Source organism: Hafnia alvei (assembly GCF_900095695.1).
Lineage (GTDB): Bacteria > Pseudomonadota > Gammaproteobacteria > Enterobacterales > Enterobacteriaceae > Hafnia > Hafnia alvei_B.
On the sequence record NZ_FMIQ01000014.1, the window covers coordinates 125098 to 143877 of the forward strand.

The following is an 18780-nucleotide window of genomic DNA, read 5'->3' on the forward strand; positions in this document are numbered from 1 at the left end:
GGCCCTCTGAATTATTTATAACTGGTAGCTTAGCCAAAAAAATGGCACATATTGTAACTCAAAATACGCAGTCTAGAGAAGATTGGCTGCAACAACTTGCCGATGTTATTACTGAACCGGCAGAATTGCTTGAATATTTAGCACTTTCTGACAGCCCTGAATGGCAAAAAGGTCACGATGCGCGGCGTCTTTTCGCCCTGCGCGTTCCTTACGCCTTCGCTCGGCGCATGAAAAAGGGCGATCCGAACGATCCGCTCCTCCTTCAGGTCATGACGTCCGCCTACGAATTTATCGTCACGCCGGGCTATTCGACTGACCCGCTGGAAGAACAAAACGACGCCATCGCCGTGCCAGGACTGCTGCATAAATATATTAACCGAGCGTTGCTGTTGGTCAAAGGTGGCTGTGCGGTTAACTGTCGTTATTGCTTCCGCCGTCACTTTCCCTATCAGGATAATCAGGGAAACAAAGCCAACTGGCGCCAGGCCCTAGAGTATATTCGCCAACAGCCTGAACTGGATGAAATCATTTTCTCCGGCGGCGATCCGTTGATGGCGAAAGATCATGAGTTGGCTTGGTTGCTCGACGAGATAGAAACCATCCCGCATATTAAACGGCTGCGCATCCATAGCCGCTTGCCGGTAGTGATCCCTGCTCGAATCACCGAAGCGCTGACCCAACGTTTTTCTCAGTCACGCTTGCAGATTCTACTGGTGACTCACATTAACCATGCCAATGAAATTGACCCAGAGCTTTGTGATGCCATGAAACGCCTCAAACGCGCCAACGTCACGCTTCTCAATCAGGGCGTTTTGCTGCGCGGAGTGAATGATAACGCCGATACGCTGGCTAAGCTGAGTAATGTGCTGTTTGACGCGGGGATTATGCCTTATTACCTGCATGTCCTCGACCGAGTACAAGGTGCGGCGCATTTTATGGTGTCAGATGATGAAGCACGGCTGATCATGCGTGAACTGATGACGAAAGTCTCAGGCTATATGGTGCCGAAACTCACCCGTGAAATCGGCGGCGAGCCAAGCAAAACGACCATTGATTTAGGCTTACGCCAGCGCTGATCTGAAACCTACCCTTGCCCTCCCCAAAAAAGAGGAGGGCTAGCGGGGGCAATGAGATAAAACGGCTACAAAAACAGCTCTAGCAACGAATTCAAAAACAGTTTGCCGTGCTCGGTAATCTGCCAGTACTCATCGGTTTCTACGATATAATTCTGTGCCAGTGCTTCATCAAGCTGAGCACGAATCACCTCTTCCCCCAGTCCGGTATACAGTTGAAATTCTGCACGCGGTGTAGGCTCAAGCAATCTAAAGCGGTTCATAAAGAATTCGAACGGACGATCGTCGCTCTCTACTTCATGCTGTTTATCAAGGTAGCGTCCTTGCATATATCCGCGCGGATGACGTGTTTTCGCCGTGCGCAAAATACGCCCGTCTTCAAACGTCACCTTGCCGTGCGCTCCGCAGCCAATCCCGAGATAGTCGCCAAAACGCCAGTAGTTCAAATTATGCTGGCACTGATAACCCGGCTTGGCGTAGGCCGAAGTTTCGTATTGCTGATACCCTGCCGCGCGTAGCAGTTCATCACCGCGCTGGAAAATGTCCCATAGCGCGTCGTCATCCGGTAATTTCGGCGGACGCGAACCAAACAGCGTGTTTGGCTCAATCGTGAGTTGATACCACGACAGATGCGGCGGATTCAGTTCAATCGCCTGGCGTAAATCATCAAGCGCCTCTTCCAATGACTGGTCTGGTAAACCATGCATCAAATCGAGATTAAAGCTGCGTAGTCCTAAACTCTGTGCCAGATGTGCCGCGCGTTTGGCCTCTTCAGGCCCGTGAATGCGCCCTAACCGCGTTAACTTCTCTGCGCTAAAGCTTTGCACACCAATCGAAATGCGATTGATGCCGGCTCTCTGGTAGGCGCTGAAGCGATCGGCCTCAACGGTGCCGGGATTCGCCTCCATAGTCACTTCCGCATTGGCCGCAACCGGTAAACGCGCACGCACGCCATCCATCAACCGCTGCATACCCTCAGCGCTCAGCAGGCTTGGCGTTCCACCACCGATAAAGATAGTGCCAATTTCGCGCCCTGAGGTTAGCGTCACATCAGCATCTAAATCAGCCAACAAATGGTCGACATATTCCGTTGAAGGAATATCGCCTTTCTGAGCGTGAGAGTTAAAATCGCAGTATGGGCATTTCTGCACACACCACGGGATATGTATATAGAGGCTAAGCGGGGGCAACTTAAGCATTGTGCATTGCTTCCAGCAGCAGCTTCAATGCTTTACCACGATGCGAAACCGCAATTTTCTGCTCTTTACTGAGCTGCGCCGCAGAACAACCTAATTCAGGAACATGGAAAATAGGGTCGTAGCCGAAGCCACCGTCGCCTGATGGCGCAAAACTGATTTCGCCCGCCCAGCTACCGTGGCATACCAGCGGCGTAGGATCTTCAGCATGACGCAAATAAACTAATACGCAGTGGAACCGCGCCTGACGTTGGCCTTCGGGAACATCTTTAAGCGCCACCAGCAGTTTCTCGAGATTCTGGCGATCGCTAGCATCTTCACCCGCATAACGCGCGGAATAGATCCCTGGAGCTCCGCCCAAAGCGTCCACCGCTAAACCGGAATCGTCAGCAATGGCAGGCAACCCCGTGATCTGCGCAGCGTGGCGAGCTTTTAGAATCGCGTTCTCAATAAAAGTCAGGCCCGTTTCTTCAGCAGACTCCACGCCCAATTCAGTTTGCGCCACAACGTCTAAACCAAAGTCTGCCAGCAAACTTGCCAACTCACGCACTTTGCCTATATTTCCCGTCGCTAGTACCACTTTTTGCATGATAAATCCTATATATAGCACCGGCAGGCTAACGCCTGCCGGTAGAAAAACAATTATTCAGGGGAGCACAGTGCAGAGATCACATCAGGAATTTTTTGGGGCTGGTTAATGCGAACCTGCTTATGCCGGCCCAACTCACCTTTCTCAATAACGACCTGACTTTTAGCGACCCGAAACTGTTTGGCGATAAATTTTTGCAGATGGGCATTAGCCTGACCATCCACCGGCGGTGCGGTAATGGCGACTTTAAGTTCTTCACCATGTAGCCCAACAATCTGGTCGCGGCTGGCTTTAGGCTGAATATAAAGGCGTAAAACCAACGCATCATTCTCGAACTTTACTGCGTCTGTACTCATTCCACTCACAGCAAGAACCAGAGTTGCCCCAACAGATCCATGCCGAGGTAATTCAGCATGTACAGCACCAAGATCACAACCATGGCTGAAAAATCTAAACCGCCCATCGCAGGAATAAAACGACGTATCGGCGACATCAACGGCTCGGTCAGCTGCATCAAAACATAATCCATTGGACTGCGGCCTTGGCTGATCCAGCTCATGATAGAACGGATAATAATCACCCAGAACACCAGATAGCCCGCGGATTTAATAACGGAAATCAGACCAAATAGCAGGTTGTACGGGCTTAGTGAGATCTCTCCGCTTTGGATCAGCAGCAACAACGGATATTTAATCGTCATCAGCAAAAATGCCACCAGCAGCGAAGACGAATCAATCGGCCCCAGTGAAGGAATTACGCGACGCAGCGGCCCTACAATTGGCTGAGTCACCTTCACAATAAACTGCGACAGCGGATTATAAAAATCAGTGCGTGCCCATTGCATCCAGATCCGCAGCAATAAAATCATGACGTAAAGGTCAATGACAGTTTTGACCAAGAAAGTCAGTGTTAGCATGAAAAACCCTTTATCCGTTAAATGGTAAGGTAAGTAAGAAAATTAAAATAATCAGCCTATTAACTGATAATTATTATGAAGTTGTACCGTAATCACGGGCGCCAAAAATAGCGGTACCAATACGAACAAGCGTACTACCAGCGGTAATCGCAGCCGCCATATCGTGGGTCATCCCCATCGATAGGGTATCGATATGCGGGTACTGCGTTTTAACAGCCAAAAATGCCTGTTTCATCTGTTCAAACACCGCTTTTTGCTTCGCAGGATCTTCTTCTGGTGCAGGAATGGCCATCAAACCACGTAGACGAAGATTTGGCATTTCAGCAACCTGCGCAGCTAGCGCATCAAGTTCGCTCAGCTCAATACCTGATTTGCTACTTTCGTCACTGATATTAATTTGGATCAGCACATTCAACGGCGCGCATTCCGCTGGGCGCTGCTCGCTTAGACGCTGAGCAATTTTCACACGATCGATGGTATGGATCCAATCAAAATGCTCCGCAACTAAGCGACTTTTATTTGATTGCAGTGGGCCAATGAAGTGCCACTCCAACTCCGCACCGTGAGGTGTCTGTGCAAAATGCTGGATTTTGCTCACCCCTTCCTGCACGTAGTTTTCACCAAAGACTCTTTGCCCAGCGGCCATCGCTTCTTCGATGGCGCTCACAGGCTTAGTTTTACTGACTGCAAGTAACGTAACTTCTTCTGGAGACCTGCCGCAATCCTGAGCCGCAGCGCTGATACGGCTCCTGACGGCCTCTAAATTTTGTTGGATAGTGCTATTCATAATTTTTGGCTCAGGAGGTTAAATGGATTTTTGTGATTTATTGGCCCGTAGTGTAAAGCAAAACGCATCAGATCTGCATCTTTGCGCTGGATATCCACCCGTTCTTCGTATCGACGGTGCGCTGCAGACGGTTGAAGCAGAGCCACTTACGTCCCGCCAGATTGACTCTTGGCTCGCGATGCATCTGCCCACCGAGGCCGATACTTTATGGCGACAGCAACATCAGGTAGATTTCGCCTTAAATCTACATGGGGGCGTCCGGCTCAGAGTCAATGCTTTCCAGCAATTACATGGCCCTTCGTTGGCTCTACGCATTATCCCAAATACGATACCGACGCTGCATGATTTATCGACACCAACGGCGCTGCCTAATCTTCTTGAGGCTGGTTCTGGGCTCATCTTGGTTTGCGGTGCGACCGGCAGCGGCAAATCCACAACGCTTGCCGCTATGCTTAACCATATAAACCACCATCACCCATGGCACATTATTACGCTTGAAGACCCCTTGGAGTTTATTCATATCTCGCAGCAATCGCTGATCCAGCAGCGTGAAATCGGCTCTCATGTTCCGAGCTTCAACCAAGCGCTACGCGCCGCGTTGCGAGAGGATCCCGATGTCATATTGCTGGGTGAATTACGCGATGCAGAATCCATTCGTCTAGCCCTCACGGCAGCAGAAACTGGGCATTTGGTATTAGCGACGCTGCACACGCGAGGTGCCGCACAGGCGGTAGAACGGCTGATTGATGTTTTTCCTGCCGAAGAGAAAAATTTTGTACGCACCCAAATTGCAGGCAGCCTGCAAGCGGTGCTGGCACAGCAGCTTTTGCCCAAGCATGACGGGGGAAGAGTTGCAGCGTTTGAATTTCTGCTCAATACCCCTGCCGTCAGTAACTTAATCCGTGAAGATAAAGCGCACCAGATCGCCACCGTCCTACAAACGGGACAGAGACAAGGAATGTTAAGTTTTGAGCAGGACATGGCTCGCTTAAACGCACAGGGAATACTGGAAAGGATAAAAAATGACCATGACCACTAACCTGCTCACTAAGGACAATGTACAATATAGTTGTACATTGCCACTTTCCGGTCAGGAGATTTTTATGCGCAATATCACCTACTCAGCGGCTCGAGCCACTTTAGCCTCAGTCATGGATCAAACTATTCAGGACTGCACGCCCATACTGATCACCCGTCAAAATGGTGAAGACTGCGTTTTGATGTCTAGCAAAGAGTATTCCAGCCTCATGGAAACCGCTTATTTAATGCGCTCACCCGCGAATGCTGAACACCTGCTTAAATCATTGGCACAAGCTAGCGCCAAGGCTCTAGAAAAGAAGGTGCTGGATGAATAAATTCTTCACGGATGAGTCTTGGGCTGATTATGTTTTCTGGCAGGAAAATGACAAACATTTTATTAAACGTATCAATGAATTGATTAAAGAAATTGAAAGGAGCCCGTTCACAGGCATTGGTAAACCAGAGCCTTTAAAACATCATCTATCGGGTTATTGGTCACGCAGAATTAATGAAGAACACCGGCTCATTTATCGGGTAGAACAGGACAGGATGATCATCCTGTCCTGTCGCTACCATTATTAATCAGCTCATCCCGCCTGCTGATCAAACCAGCTTTCAAGGATAATCACCGCAGAGGCTGCGTCGACACTGCCTTTATCCAACGCCCGATAGCCGCCACCGGCAAAAAGATGCGATCGCGCTTCAACAGTGCTTAAGCGTTCATCGTGTAGGGCAATTTGCACACCAAAACGACCGTGAATGCGATTAGCAAATTTTCGTGCCTGAGCGGTGACCAGTTGTTCAGTACCGTCCATATTAAGAGGTAGCCCAACCACCACGAGATCTGGCTGCCACTCCTTTAAAATTTTCTCAATTTTTGTCCAGTCAGGCGAACCTTCATTCGCCTTAAACGAAGCCAGTGGCCGCGCTGTACCTGTAATCTCTTGTCCAATCGCAGCACCGATACTTTTGGTACCAAAATCGAAAGCGATAATTGTTCTGTTACCCATCACGCGTGTCCTGCTGAAGTGGCCATATTGCGAATATCGACGCCCAGTTTTTTTGCTGCGCTGACCCAGCGTTCTGAAATTGGCGTATGGAATAGGATGTGAGCATCGGCTTCAACGGTTAGCCACGCATTATCCAGCAGTTCTTGTTCCAACTGCCCCGCCTCCCAGCTGCAATAACCTAATGAGACCAAAACATCTTTTGGTTGCTCTTGAGTCCCCAGCGTTTCCAGCACATCGCGAGAGGTTGTCATCATGCATTCAGCGGAAATGGCGACGCTGGAGCCGAAATTTGGCTGTGGTGTATGTAGCACAAAACCACGATCTTCAGCCAACGGGCCGCCGTACATGACCGGTTTATCCAGCCGAATTTTCTCGTCTCTTGGCTCTGGCGTGATTTTTAGCTTTTCCAATAGGGATCCCAGAGTGAGCTGTTCCAGTGGTTTATTGATGACTAAACCCATCGCGCCGTCTTTATTGTGCTCACACACATAGATAACGGAACGTTTGAATCGGCTGTCCTGCATAGAAGGCATAGCTATAAGAAAATGATGCGCTAAATTCATCGTCGTGGCTTCAACTCGCTGTATTTGTTTATGTGTTCACTGAAGAGTATTCAGTGAATATACCCGCCGACCTTTGAGGTACAGGGGCATAGTGATTTCATCCTGAAATTTCAGTATGCGAATTTTTTGGCTGGATGTCACGGGAGATAACCCCTACCTGCAAGCATGATCAAACATATATCGAGCAAGCAGGTAGAGGGCAAAAATTACTTCTTACCGATGCGCTCTTCAATCGCATCCATCAGCATGCCAGTCACGGACACATCAGGGAATGCGGCTTCAATCTCACGCGCACAGGTAGGGCTAGTGACGTTAATTTCGGTCAGGCGATCGCCGATAATATCCAGGCCAACAAAGATGAGGCCTTTCTCTTTCAGTACCGGCGCTACTTTGCGCGCAATCGCCCAGTCACTTTCTGTCAATGGGCGCGCTTCGCCACGTCCACCCGCAGCCAAGTTGCCACGGGTTTCGCCGCTTTTTGGAATACGCGCCAAGCAGTAAGGAACCGGCTCACCGTCCACAACCAGCACGCGTTTGTCACCGTCTTTGATCGCAGGGAGAAAGTTCTGTGCCATACAGAAACGGCTGCTGTGCTCGGTCAGCGTTTCAATGATTACCGACAGATTTGGATCTTCCGCTTTTACGCGGAAAATCGATGCACCGCCCATGCCGTCGAGCGGTTTCAAGATAATGTCACCGTGCTTGGCATAGAATTCACGAATGTGTTCCGCTTTGCGCGTGACCAAAGTATCTGGCGTTAAATCGGCAAACCATGCGGTAAACAGCTTTTCGTTACAGTCGCGCAGGCTCTGCGGCTTGTTGACGATCAGGGTGCCTTTATCTTCTGCACGCTCAAGGATATAAGTGGCATAAATAAACTCGGTATCAAACGGAGGATCTTTACGCATCAAAATAACATCGAGATCGGACAGCGCAATATCCTGTTCGCCGTGGAACTCATACCAACCCGCTTTATCTTCTTTCACACTCAGCAATTGAGTACGCGCACGCCCTTCCCCCACGTACATGTAAAGATCGTTCATTTCCATGTAGTGCAGTTCGTAGCCACGGCGCTGTGCTTCTAGCAGCATCGCAAAGCTGGTGTCTTTTTTGATGTTGATGGAAGAAATCGGGTCCATCACTATGCCAAGCTTAATCATTCTTTTCTCCTAGCCTAAATCGCCAAAGCGAACCTGAAGTGCGGTTATGGCTGTCAGCGCGGTGGTCTCTGTGCGTAATACACGAGGTCCTAACAGAATATCAGTAAATTGGTAGCCTGCGGTCATGGCAATTTCATCGGCAGATAATCCACCTTCTGGGCCAATCAGCAAACGTACGCGTTCAACGGGCAGCGGTAATGTGTTGATACTCGCATTAGCACGCGGATGCAAATTCAGCTTCAAGGAATCATCCTCTTCAGCGCACCACTGCTCTAACAGCATCGTTGGACGAACTTCAGGGATCACATTCCGCCCACACTGCTCGCAGGCAGCAATCGCAATTTTTTGCCACTGCCCCAGTTTTTTAGCCATACGCTCGGCGTCCAACTTAACGCCGCAGCGCTCAGAAATTAGCGGAGTAATAATACTGGCACCTAACTCAATGGATTTTTGAATGGTGAATTCCATCTTTTCACCACGTGAAATCACCTGCCCCAAATGCAAATGCAGCGGCGACTCACGGTCGTCTATCACACCAGCCTGTACGCTCACCCGAACATTCTTCTTGCTGGCCGAAATAATATGCGCGGTGAAAATCTGGTTACTACCATCAAATAATTGAATCTCATGCCCTTCGCTCATGCGCAGAACTCGTCCCACATGATTCGCAGCATCTTCGCTAAGATCAATTTCGCAAGGCGCATCAAGGCGTTCAGGGTGATAAATACGAGGAATACGCATGAAGTAGATCATCCTTATGAATGATGAAATAAGCGCCACGATGCGGCGCTGTTAAAAATATAGGTGGGATTATAAAGGCTGGAGTGGGAACCGACAAACGCCTAACGCTCAGCCTTTGGAAGCCTCACAGGCCTGCTGAACATAAGGATTATGATTGCCCTGCATGTTGGCAATTCGCCGATCGCGCGTGCACTCCCACTCGGTGACAGGATATTGGCGATTCCAGACGTCAAACAGCTGGGTTTGTTGTTTAGACAAACGAATGCTGTACCGATCGCGCATATAGAAATAGGTTCTGGCAATAGCCCCACGGGCGCGTGCGGGGGGTTCTGCCTGTTTGTTTTTGAAATCAACTTTCATCGGGCATTGCCCATACTGCCCTTCGCCACCGCGCCATTGGCTATACATGAAATTATTACGATCGCCGTTCACCTCTCCCACAGCAGGCTGCAAGTTATGCAGATCGGTTTCGATCTTTACGTATTGCGGTATTTTGGCACAGTTTTTACGCCCACCATCCTGCCAGCACTGCATTTGATGGCCAAACTGCCACGCAGGCATCACGTGTTCCCACTCAATACGTGAGGCGCGATTCTGATTTTTACGCGCCTGATACCCGCAACTTTCCAGATCGGGGGTGCCCTTTTTTCCTTGCCACTCAATTTGGCAGCCGCAGTAGAACGAGCCAGGAGCATCCTGATTCACTTTAACCGCAGCCGCTTTGGCCTGAGTGAAATTATTGATTTTTTGCGCCTGTCCCAAAAGTGGATAAGCCAGAAGTGCTGAAAACGTCAGCGCGTATGAAATTTTGCGAAGCATATTCCAAAAACAACATTGATATGGAAAAGGCCGCAGGGTAGACAATCCGCCTTAGCCACGCAAACATTGATGGAATTAAATTGTTAATAAATGAGGATTTGAGTGCTTATTAAACATTTTGGGAAATTTTTAATGCTCAGAAATCGAGCCAGGACTGAAGCTTAATACTTGCCCGCACTGACGGCAGCGATATTCCGATTCTTTCCGCATTACTTTATTGTGACGGCGCACGGTCAACTGATGAAGTTGGCAACCACAGCGGTAGGGATACGTTTTTCCACTCACCGTCTCAACGCCAAATTTATGTGTCCGACGCGGTTCAATACCAAGCACATGCCCCATCATCCACTGCCATTCACGGCCATGAGGGGCCACTTTGCCAAACTGCTTATAGACCAAGAGATGCGCCAGTTCATGTGGCACAACTTCATCAATGAATTCCTGTCCGTTCTCGAGTAACAAAACGGGGTTTAGGCGGATCTCCCAATCTTGCAGCCACGCGGTTCCCGCCGTGGTACCGCGCTGTTGATAGCTGATTTTGGGCTCAGGGTATTGTGTTTTTAGCTGTGCATTAGCCTGCGCCAACGCATGACGTAAGCACTGCATAACGGCCTGTTGCTGAGCAATAGGAATTCGTCGGGAGATAGGGGAACGTTGTGTCATGCCGATAGGATAATCAGAGAAAGAGCCGCTCGCAACTGCAATTAAAAACCGGGCAGAATTTATTATTTATAACAATATTCCTAATGATATTAATAAATAATTACCATTTAATTTATTTTCAAATCTTGGGTTAGATTAAACCAGCTTAATTGATAAGGCTAATTTACGAATTTATATAAATTAACATTCATCAGTTAGTTTATTGTTTTTCATAAATTAATCATTTTCATTGACACAAAAATAATTTGCACCTTACTGATAGATAACACTATTTATGTATCATAGGTCATATTGAATTATTCCACACTTATGCTACTGGCATATATCACATTGAATTTGTTTAATAAAAAATAAGCCACCATAAGGATTAGTGCTGCTGCAAAATATGAATTCTTACCTATACTTATTTTCGTGGTGAGTATTGCTAAGCAATTGACGCAATAAGATTACGTCTATTGGTCGAGCTTAATAATTATTATGGGAGTGGCAGTTTATGGCATCTGCAAAGAAAATTGGCCTCATTGCCTGTACCGGTGTTGTTGCCGGTAATATGATGGGAAGCGGGATTGCATTGCTCCCCGCTAACCTTGCAAGCTTAGGTTCTATCGCAATTATTGGTTGGGTTGTCGCGCTGATCGGTGCAATTTCATTGGCTTACGTTTATGCCCGACTCGCAACCAAAAACCCGCAGGAAGGTGGTCCTATCGCCTATGCAGGTGAAATTGGGCCAGCCTTCGGTTTCCAGACCGGTGTGCTGTATTACCATGCTAACTGGATTGGTAACCTCGCTATCGGCATCACCGCCGTTTCTTACCTTTCTACCTTTTTCCCAATGTTCAACAATCCGATACCAGCGGGTATCGCCTGTATCGCCATTGTTTGGATCTTTACCTTCGTCAATATGCTCGGCGGCGCTTGGGTCAGTCGCTTAACTACGATTGGCTTAGTGTTAGTGCTTATTCCCGTTATCGGTACCGGTGTTGCAGGTTGGTATTGGTTTGATATGGGAACCTATCAGGCGAACTGGAATACTTCTGGGGGCACCGATTATCACGCCGTCATTAAAAGTATTCTGCTATGTCTGTGGGCCTTTATCGGCGTCGAATCTGCCGCGGTGAGTACCGGTATGGTAGAAAATCCAAAACGTAACGTCCCCATCGCTACCATGTTAGGAACATTCCTTGCGGGTATCGTGTATATCGCCGCGACTCAGGTTATCGCCGGAATGTACCCTGCGTCACAAATGGCGGCATCTGGTGCACCGTTTGCAATCAGTGCTTCCACCATGGTGGGTAGCTGGGCAGGGCCGGTAGTGTCTGCATTCACCGCATTCGCCTGTTTAACGTCTTTAGGCTCATGGATGATGCTGGTCGGTCAGGCAGGCGCTCGCGCCGCGCATGACGGCAACTTCCCGAAAGTTTACGGTGAAATGGATAAAGACGGCATTCCAAGAAAAGGCCTGTTCTTAGCCGCAATTAAAATGACAGTATTGATGGTGCTGATTACGGTGATGAACGCCAGCGGCGGTAAAGCATCGGATCTGTTTGGTGAACTGACGGGGATCGCCGTACTGCTAACCATGCTGCCGTACTTCTACTCCTGTATCGACCTGATCCGTTTTGACGGTGCAAACCTGAAAAACATCCTCAGCTTGATCGCATCTGTACTGGGCTGCGTATTCTGCTTTATCGCCCTAATGGGTGCCAACTCCTTCGAATTGGCGGGAACCTTCATTATCAGCCTGGTCATCCTGATGTTCTACTCTCGTAAAATGGGTAGAAACCAAGATAATTTAACCACACCAACGGATAATCAGTCTTAATACACTTAATCAGTAACCCGCAAGTTGTTAACAGCACACAGCACAGAGGATGAATTTCGCCTCTGTGCTAATAACCCAGCCCACAGAAGTCTGGAGAGTTTTGCATGAATATCATTGCCATCATGAACGATTTAAGCGCTTACTTTAAGGAAGAACCCCTGCGCGAGCTGCATCAAGAGCTGGAAAAGGAAGGCTTCCGCATTGCTTATCCTAAAGACCGCAACGATCTACTGAAGCTGATTGAAAACAACTCCCGCCTGTGTGGCGTTATTTTCGACTGGGATAAATATAACCTCGAACTCAGCGCTGAAATCAGCGAGCTCAACAAACTGCTGCCGATTTATGCCTTTGCCAACACCTATTCAACGTTAGACGTCAGCATGAGCGACCTGCGCCTCAACGTTCGCTTCTTTGAATATGCCTTAGGCAGCGCACAAGATATTGCGACCAAAATCCGCCAAAGCACTGACCAATATATTGATACCATTCTTCCGCCGCTGACCAAGGCGCTATTTAAATACGTTAAAGAAGAGAAATATACGTTCTGTACGCCGGGGCATATGGGCGGAACGGCATTTGATAAAAGCCCTGTCGGTAGTTTGTTCTATGATTTCTTTGGTGAGAACACCATGCGTTCGGATATTTCAATATCCGTATCTGAACTCGGTTCACTGCTCGATCATAGCGGCCCACACCGTGATGCTGAACAGTATATTGCGCGCACGTTTAACGCCGATCGCAGCTATATCGTGACCAACGGTACCTCAACCGCGAATAAAATCGTTGGGATGTATTCATCTCCAGCCGGTGCCACTATCCTTATCGACCGCAACTGTCATAAGTCATTGACGCATTTGATGATGATGAGCAACGTTGTTCCTATCTATCTGCGCCCAACTCGTAACGCCTATGGCATTTTAGGCGGGATACCGCAGAGCGAATTCACCCGCGCTAGCATCGAAGAGAAAGTGAAAAATACACCAAATGCGACATGGCCCGTGCATGCGGTAGTCACTAACTCCACCTATGATGGCCTGTTCTACAACACTGAATACATCAAAAAAACGCTCGATGTTAAGTCGATTCACTTCGATTCAGCGTGGGTGCCTTACACCAATTTCCATCCAATTTACCAAGGCAAAGCAGGAATGAGCGGTGAACGCGTGCCGGGTAAAATCATTTACGAAACCCAGTCCACACACAAACTACTGGCGGCATTCTCTCAGGCATCGATGATCCACGTGAAAGGTGAGATCAACGAAGAAACCTTCAATGAAGCCTATATGATGCATACTTCTACATCGCCGCATTACGGGATCGTTGCATCGACGGAAACCGCAGCAGCCATGATGAGAGGCAACGCCGGTAAGCGCTTAATTAATGGCTCAATTGAACGCGCGATCCGTTTCCGTAAAGAAATTCGCCGCTTACGAACTGAATCTGATGGCTGGTTCTTTGATGTATGGCAGCCAGATAACATTGATGAAGTCGCTTGCTGGCCGCTAAACCCACGTAATGAATGGCATGGATTCCCGAATATCGACAACGATCATATGTATCTGGATCCGATCAAAGTCACTCTGCTGACCCCAGGTTTAAGCCCAAATGGCACTCTGGAAGATGAAGGGATACCGGCGTCGATCGTGTCGAAATATCTGGATGAGCACGGCATTATCGTGGAAAAAACGGGGCCGTATAACCTACTGTTCCTGTTTAGCATTGGGATCGATAAAACCAAGGCGCTCAGCTTGCTGCGGGCATTAACCGACTTTAAACGCGTGTATGACCTCAATCTGCGCGTGAAGAACGTGTTGCCATCGCTCTACAACGAAGCGCCTGATTTCTATAAAGAGATGCGGATTCAGGAACTGGCTCAGGGGATCCATGCCTTAGTGAAACACCACAATCTACCAGACCTGATGTATCGCGCATTCGAGGTATTACCAAAGCTGGTGATGACGCCTCACGATGCGTTCCAAGAAGAGGTGCGTGGCAACATTGAGCCATGTGCCTTGGATGATATGTTAGGGAAAGTCAGCGCCAACATGATCCTGCCGTATCCTCCGGGTGTTCCGGTGGTTATGCCGGGAGAAATGCTCACTAAGGAAAGCCGTCCAGTTCTGAGCTTCTTACAGATGCTATGCGAAATAGGCGCACACTATCCGGGCTTTGAAACGGATATTCACGGTGTTCATCGTGACGGAGCAACAGGGAAATACATGGTCGTGGTGCTGAAACAAGGCGCAGATGAGCCGGGTGATAAACCGAGTGATACGGTGAAGAAAGCGCCGGGGAAAAAACCATCAGCGGCTAAGAAATCATAACGGCGAGAAGATACAGGTAACGCTTATCCCCTGAAGGATTGATATCTAGCCATAATGGGGATAAAGCGGGTGCCTGAGAGCCAACCATGCATGAAAACAATTTGAGAAGACTGGGAAGGTTAGGCACCATCCCAGTCTGATTTTGCCGTTACATATTGCCGTTACAACGCGTGCTTATCTTCGTAGTTTAAGAACGCGGCAACTTCTGTTTTTCCCTGCTTAATGCGTAGCTCACACAGCGAGCCACGTACCATCCAGGTAAAGATCAATAGCGTAAAACACATCACTATTAATCCGTAAAGCAACAGCTTGCGCGACATCAAAGCCTCCAATTGCATTGCTGCATTGAAGAGGCTATCCTCACATTGCTTAGATGTGGTTAGGATTGCCTCAGGTTAATGTAAATTGACCTGGGGCTTTTACTTTCTGCCTCACCACACATTTCATGCTCAAGGCAAAAAGCCTCAAGCACCCGCCGTGATTCTATCCAAACAATGCTTATCTATCGCGCGTATATTGCCGTTACATCAGAGTTACGTGCATAACTGCAAAACGCTTCGCAGATATCACACAGCAGGCAGCCAAACTCAGTCCACAATCACATGCGGATAGTAACGCGACAGATCCTGCGTGATCAGGCTGCGATCTTCACGAATACCCATCCCTGCAGGTTGATCGTTCACCAGCCAACTACCGATCAGCACATAGCTGTCGCCAAATTTTGGTAACGGATGAAACTGCTGAATGATCATCCCTTCTTCGCCATAAGGGCCATCAACGCTTGCCACTTCTTTACCGTTTTCGACGATGCGAATATTCGCGCCTTCGCGAGAAAACAACGGTTTAACCACGTAGTGATCAAGCTCTGGCTGATTACCATCGGCAAAGTAGGCAGGTAGCAAGTTTGGATGATTAGGGAACATCTCCCACAGCATCGGCAGCAGCGCTTTGTTAGAGATGATGCTTTTCCATGCGGGTTCTAACCAACGCACGCCGGCATCTTCCAACTTGGTTGAGAAAATCTCGCGCAGCATGAACTCCCACGGATACAGCTTGAACAGGTTGCTAATCACCTGATCCTGCGTGTCCGTGAACTGACCGCGCTCGCCCAAGCCAATGTCTTCAATAAACACAAACTCGGTGGCTAAACCTGCTTCATGCGCACAATCTTGCAGATACTGAACAGTACCGCGATCTTCCTCGGTGTCCTGACAGCACGCCATGTGTAACAAACCGAAACCGTGCGCTTCTCTCAGCTCGGTAAAGCGTTCGATAAGCTTTTCTTGCAGGCTATTAAACTGGTCTGCGTTCTGCGGAAATTTTCCAGCAGCGATTTGATCTTCAAGCCAAATCCATTGGAAGAACGCTGATTCATACAGCGACGTTGGCGTATCTGCATTGTTTTCCAACAGCTTAGCCGGATTCACGCCGTCATAGGCCAAATCCAGACGAGAATACAGAGAAGGCTGCTGAGTGCGCCAAGAGCTACGAACAAACTCCCAAACGTGTTTAGGAATTTGGAATTTCGTCATCAGCTCATCGCTGGCGATAACCTTCTCAACCACCTTCAAACACATCTGATGCAGTTCGGCCGTGGTCTCTTCTAGTTCTTCAACCTGCGCCAAGCTGAACTGATAAAACGCATCTTCACACCAGTAAGGTTCGCCATACATGGTATGAAATTGGAAACCGTATTCGGTGGCCTTTTCGCGCCAGTCCGGACGCTCACTAATAGGTACACGTTTCATGCTTAGCCACCCATGCTGCGGGTGCCGGATTTGCTTCCGGTCGCGGCATTGCTACGCTGCATAGTGCTCTGTTTAGCCACGCTCTCACCAAAGCCACCACGGGTAACGGTGGAGGTCGTTGCTGGTTTTGGCGCCATCGCCGTTTTCGGTACATTCATGCTGCGGCCACCGGCGGTTGCAGGACCGTAGCTTTTACCTGTCGCATCCACAAATTTACCGTTCGCTGGGCTTGCGGCTGATTTAGAGCTAAACAGTGGCTGTTGGTTATATGCACCACCGCCCATCATTCGGCCCATCATGTAACCCGCCATCAAAGGCATCCAGAAGCTACCGCTCTGCTGAGGCTGAGCCTGCGCTTCGCCATTGGTGCTCGGAGCCATACCGGCCTGAGCCGGCGCCTGAGTACATTGGCCTTCGCCAAACTCGGCAATACAGTCTTCACGCGACGCATATTTCGGCGCGGTTTTTTCTGCTTCTTTCAGCGCATTTTGATATGACTCTTTGCACTGAGCGCTCATCGAAGGATTCGCGTTGCTACAGTCATCTGCGTTTTGATACAGAGATACGGTTTCGTCCGTTTTCTCACAGCCTGCCAGCATGAACACGGCGCTCACGGCAATAGCCACTGGCGCAAAACGCCAGCTCTTGCGGAAAGCATCGCGGTTAATATTCTTTGTCCGTTTCATTAGTGGATTTCCTCTTATTTCACAGGCTTGCTTAGGTGATAACCAAATTAGTTGGAGCAGCGTCAAGGCGGCAAATGAGAAAATCACGACCAACTTACGTCAGTAAGCGATTCGGATTTGCGAAAGCAACCGACGCAGAAGCAGCTTCAAATAAGAAGGGTATACAAAAATTGTGCCTATGTGTCCCAGTTACCCGTTAGCATAGGTTAAAGCTGCTTAAATTTAAAGCGTAACAGCCTATTCATACGGTGATTTACACAGCCAGAAAGAGGAATGTGCGATAGGTCTCTCTTTCACCTCTTCATAGCCTTTTCACGTTTCGATTTGAAACAAACAGACTGCCATATAGTTTCAAAATGAAACATAAACCTGCTTTGATTTTTGTCTTTTTTTTCGCCGTATAGTCATCTGCAGAGAAATAACAGCACCAATAAATGTCCCGCTTCCGAAGTTTGGAAGTCATGCGCTTAGGTTTTAATCCAATTGCTTAGTGATTTATTGAGGAGCTTTATTATGTTGAAAGTCATCCAGTCTCCATCCAAATACATTCAAGGTGCCAACGCACTGCAATCTATCGGTCAGTACGCAAAAATGTTGGCCAATAACTATTTTGTTATCGCTGATGATTTTGTGATGAAACTTGCGGGCGATACCGTCGGCAGCAGCCTAAAACAGCATGATGTTGAAGGTCACTTCGCCCTGTTTGGCGGCGAATGTAGTCATAAAGAGATCAATCGCCTGATTGAAGAACTGAAGAAACACGGCTGTAAAGGCGTGATTGGTATCGGCGGAGGGAAAACGCTAGACACCGCCAAAGCTATCGCGTTCTATCAAAAACTTCCTGTTCTAGTAGTACCAACCATCGCATCCACCGATGCGCCAACCAGCGCCCTTTCCGTCATCTATAGTGAAGAAGGCGAGTTTGAAGAGTATCTGATGTATCCAACCAACCCAGATATGGTTGTGATGGACACCGCAATTATTGCCAAAGCACCGGTACGCTTACTCGTTGCGGGCATGGGGGATGCACTTTCTACCTATTTCGAAGCTCAAGCCTGTTACGACGCGCATGCTGTCAGCATGGCAGGCGGTGAGTCAACTCTCGCCGCGGTGACATTGGCTCGCCTATGCTATGAAACCCTGCTTGAAGAAGGCTACAAAGCGAAGCTGGCCGTTGAAGCTGGGGTTGCAACCACTGCGGTTGAACGCATCGTTGAAGCCAACACTTACCTGAGCGGCATCGGCTTTGAAAGCTCCGGTTTGGCGGCGGCCCACGCAATCCATAACGGCTTCACCGTTTTGGAAGAGTGTCACCACCTCTACCACGGTGAAAAAGTCGCTTTCGGGACCTTGACTCAGCTCGTGCTGCAAAATAGCAGCAGCGAGCATATTGAAACCGTGCTCGATTTCTGCTTACAGGTCGGTCTGCCAGTCACGCTCAAAGAGATGGGCGTTAAGGCCGATGACAAGCTAGAAGAAAAAATCATGGCGGTCGCCAAAGCCAGCTGTGCAGAGGGCGAAACCATCCACAACATGCCGTTCAAAGTCACTCCAGAACAGGTGTTCGCTGCCATTTTGGCCGCTGACCGTTTGGGTCAGGCGTGGTTGAAATAAACCGTAGATACTTTTAGGTCTTGCTTAGCCTTCAACCTCCTCTTTTTAA

The 18780-nt window shown here is 48.7% G+C and carries 21 protein-coding genes; 7 read left to right on the forward strand and 14 right to left on the reverse strand.

Going from position 1 to position 18780, the window contains the following annotated elements:
• The first annotated feature begins 41 nt into the window (after positions 1-41).
• On the forward strand, positions 42-1076 hold the full coding sequence (epmB, locus tag BN1044_RS05315) for an EF-P beta-lysylation protein EpmB (RefSeq protein ID WP_072307835.1): 1035 nt from the start codon (positions 42-44) through the stop codon (positions 1074-1076).
• Between the two features lie 65 nt (positions 1077-1141).
• On the opposite strand, the gene hemW is transcribed toward epmB, so the two are convergent.
• From hemW to BN1044_RS05340, 5 genes are all read right to left on the reverse strand, one after another.
• On the reverse strand, positions 1142-2272 hold the full coding sequence (gene hemW, locus BN1044_RS05320) for a radical SAM family heme chaperone HemW (RefSeq protein ID WP_072307836.1): 1131 nt from the start codon (positions 2270-2272) through the stop codon (positions 1142-1144).
• Complete coding sequence (rdgB, locus tag BN1044_RS05325) at positions 2265-2858, reverse strand: RdgB/HAM1 family non-canonical purine NTP pyrophosphatase (RefSeq protein ID WP_072307837.1); 594 nt, start codon at positions 2856-2858, stop codon at positions 2265-2267. Before rdgB ends, hemW begins: the two co-directional genes overlap by 8 nt.
• A gap of 53 nt (positions 2859-2911) precedes the next feature.
• Positions 2912-3214 (reverse strand): DUF167 family protein YggU, encoded by a 303-nt coding sequence (yggU, locus tag BN1044_RS05330; RefSeq protein ID WP_072307838.1) that lies wholly within the window; start codon positions 3212-3214, stop codon positions 2912-2914.
• A gap of 5 nt (positions 3215-3219) precedes the next feature.
• Positions 3220-3774, reverse strand: coding sequence for a YggT family protein (locus BN1044_RS05335; RefSeq protein WP_072307839.1), 555 nt, complete (start codon positions 3772-3774; stop codon positions 3220-3222).
• Positions 3775-3847: 73 nt separating this feature from the next.
• The gene (locus BN1044_RS05340) at positions 3848-4561 is read right to left on the reverse strand and encodes a YggS family pyridoxal phosphate-dependent enzyme (RefSeq protein WP_072307840.1); all 714 of its coding nucleotides are present in this window, start codon (positions 4559-4561) and stop codon (positions 3848-3850) included.
• Positions 4562-4583: 22 nt separating this feature from the next.
• Here BN1044_RS05340 and BN1044_RS05345 point away from each other — a divergent pair, with 22 nt between their 5' ends.
• From BN1044_RS05345 to BN1044_RS05355, 3 genes are all read left to right on the forward strand, one after another.
• Positions 4584-5600 carry a type IV pilus twitching motility protein PilT gene (locus tag BN1044_RS05345; protein ID WP_072307841.1) on the forward strand — a complete coding sequence of 339 codons (1017 nt, stop codon included), beginning with the start codon at positions 4584-4586 and terminating at the stop codon, positions 5598-5600.
• 64 nt (positions 5601-5664) lie between these two features.
• Positions 5665-5916, forward strand: coding sequence for a type II toxin-antitoxin system Phd/YefM family antitoxin (locus BN1044_RS05350; protein WP_072307842.1), 252 nt, complete (start codon positions 5665-5667; stop codon positions 5914-5916).
• On the forward strand, positions 5909-6163 hold the full coding sequence (locus BN1044_RS05355) for a Txe/YoeB family addiction module toxin (RefSeq protein WP_072307843.1): 255 nt from the start codon (positions 5909-5911) through the stop codon (positions 6161-6163). The genes BN1044_RS05350 and BN1044_RS05355 overlap by 8 nt, the downstream gene beginning before the upstream one ends.
• 5 nt (positions 6164-6168) lie before the next feature.
• On the opposite strand, the gene ruvX is transcribed toward BN1044_RS05355, so the two are convergent.
• The 6 genes from ruvX to BN1044_RS05385 form a co-directional block, all read right to left on the reverse strand.
• On the reverse strand, positions 6169-6591 hold the full coding sequence (gene ruvX / locus BN1044_RS05360) for a Holliday junction resolvase RuvX (RefSeq protein WP_072307844.1): 423 nt from the start codon (positions 6589-6591) through the stop codon (positions 6169-6171).
• Positions 6591-7154 (reverse strand): YqgE/AlgH family protein, encoded by a 564-nt coding sequence (locus BN1044_RS05365; protein WP_072307845.1) that lies wholly within the window; start codon positions 7152-7154, stop codon positions 6591-6593. The genes ruvX and BN1044_RS05365 overlap by 1 nt, the downstream gene beginning before the upstream one ends.
• 206 nt (positions 7155-7360) lie before the next feature.
• Positions 7361-8314 carry a glutathione synthase gene (gshB, locus tag BN1044_RS05370; RefSeq protein WP_072307846.1) on the reverse strand — a complete coding sequence of 318 codons (954 nt, stop codon included), beginning with the start codon at positions 8312-8314 and terminating at the stop codon, positions 7361-7363.
• Between the two features lie 9 nt (positions 8315-8323).
• Positions 8324-9055, reverse strand: coding sequence for a 16S rRNA (uracil(1498)-N(3))-methyltransferase (gene rsmE, locus BN1044_RS05375; protein ID WP_072307847.1), 732 nt, complete (start codon positions 9053-9055; stop codon positions 8324-8326).
• 108 nt (positions 9056-9163) lie between these two features.
• Positions 9164-9874: a deoxyribonuclease I gene (gene endA, locus BN1044_RS05380; protein WP_072307848.1), complete on the reverse strand. Its 711-nt coding sequence runs from the start codon at positions 9872-9874 to the stop codon at positions 9164-9166.
• Between the two features lie 129 nt (positions 9875-10003).
• Complete coding sequence (locus BN1044_RS05385; RefSeq protein WP_072307849.1) at positions 10004-10537, reverse strand: SprT family zinc-dependent metalloprotease; 534 nt, start codon at positions 10535-10537, stop codon at positions 10004-10006.
• Positions 10538-11030: 493 nt separating this feature from the next.
• Here BN1044_RS05385 and cadB point away from each other — a divergent pair, with 493 nt between their 5' ends.
• Complete coding sequence (gene cadB / locus BN1044_RS05390) at positions 11031-12359, forward strand: cadaverine/lysine antiporter (RefSeq protein ID WP_072307850.1); 1329 nt, start codon at positions 11031-11033, stop codon at positions 12357-12359.
• Positions 12360-12463: 104 nt separating this feature from the next.
• Positions 12464-14683, forward strand: a complete 2220-nt coding sequence (gene cadA, locus BN1044_RS05395; RefSeq protein WP_072307851.1) for a lysine decarboxylase — start codon at positions 12464-12466, stop codon at positions 14681-14683.
• Between the two features lie 161 nt (positions 14684-14844).
• Here the strand turns inward: cadA and BN1044_RS05400 are convergent, their stop codons facing one another.
• From BN1044_RS05400 to BN1044_RS05410, 3 genes are all read right to left on the reverse strand, one after another.
• Entirely contained in the window at positions 14845-15003 is a 159-nt protein-coding gene (locus BN1044_RS05400) for a Hok/Gef family protein (RefSeq protein WP_025798685.1), read from the reverse strand.
• Between the two features lie 267 nt (positions 15004-15270).
• Positions 15271-16431, reverse strand: coding sequence for a glutathionylspermidine synthase family protein (locus tag BN1044_RS05405; protein ID WP_072307852.1), 1161 nt, complete (start codon positions 16429-16431; stop codon positions 15271-15273).
• A gap of 2 nt (positions 16432-16433) precedes the next feature.
• Positions 16434-17117, reverse strand: a complete 684-nt coding sequence (locus BN1044_RS05410; RefSeq protein WP_072307853.1) for a DUF1190 family protein — start codon at positions 17115-17117, stop codon at positions 16434-16436.
• A 513-nt stretch (positions 17118-17630) separates the two neighbouring features.
• Here BN1044_RS05410 and BN1044_RS05415 point away from each other — a divergent pair.
• Positions 17631-18731 (forward strand): glycerol dehydrogenase, encoded by a 1101-nt coding sequence (locus tag BN1044_RS05415; protein WP_072307854.1) that lies wholly within the window; start codon positions 17631-17633, stop codon positions 18729-18731.
• The last annotated feature ends 49 nt before the right edge of the window (positions 18732-18780 follow it).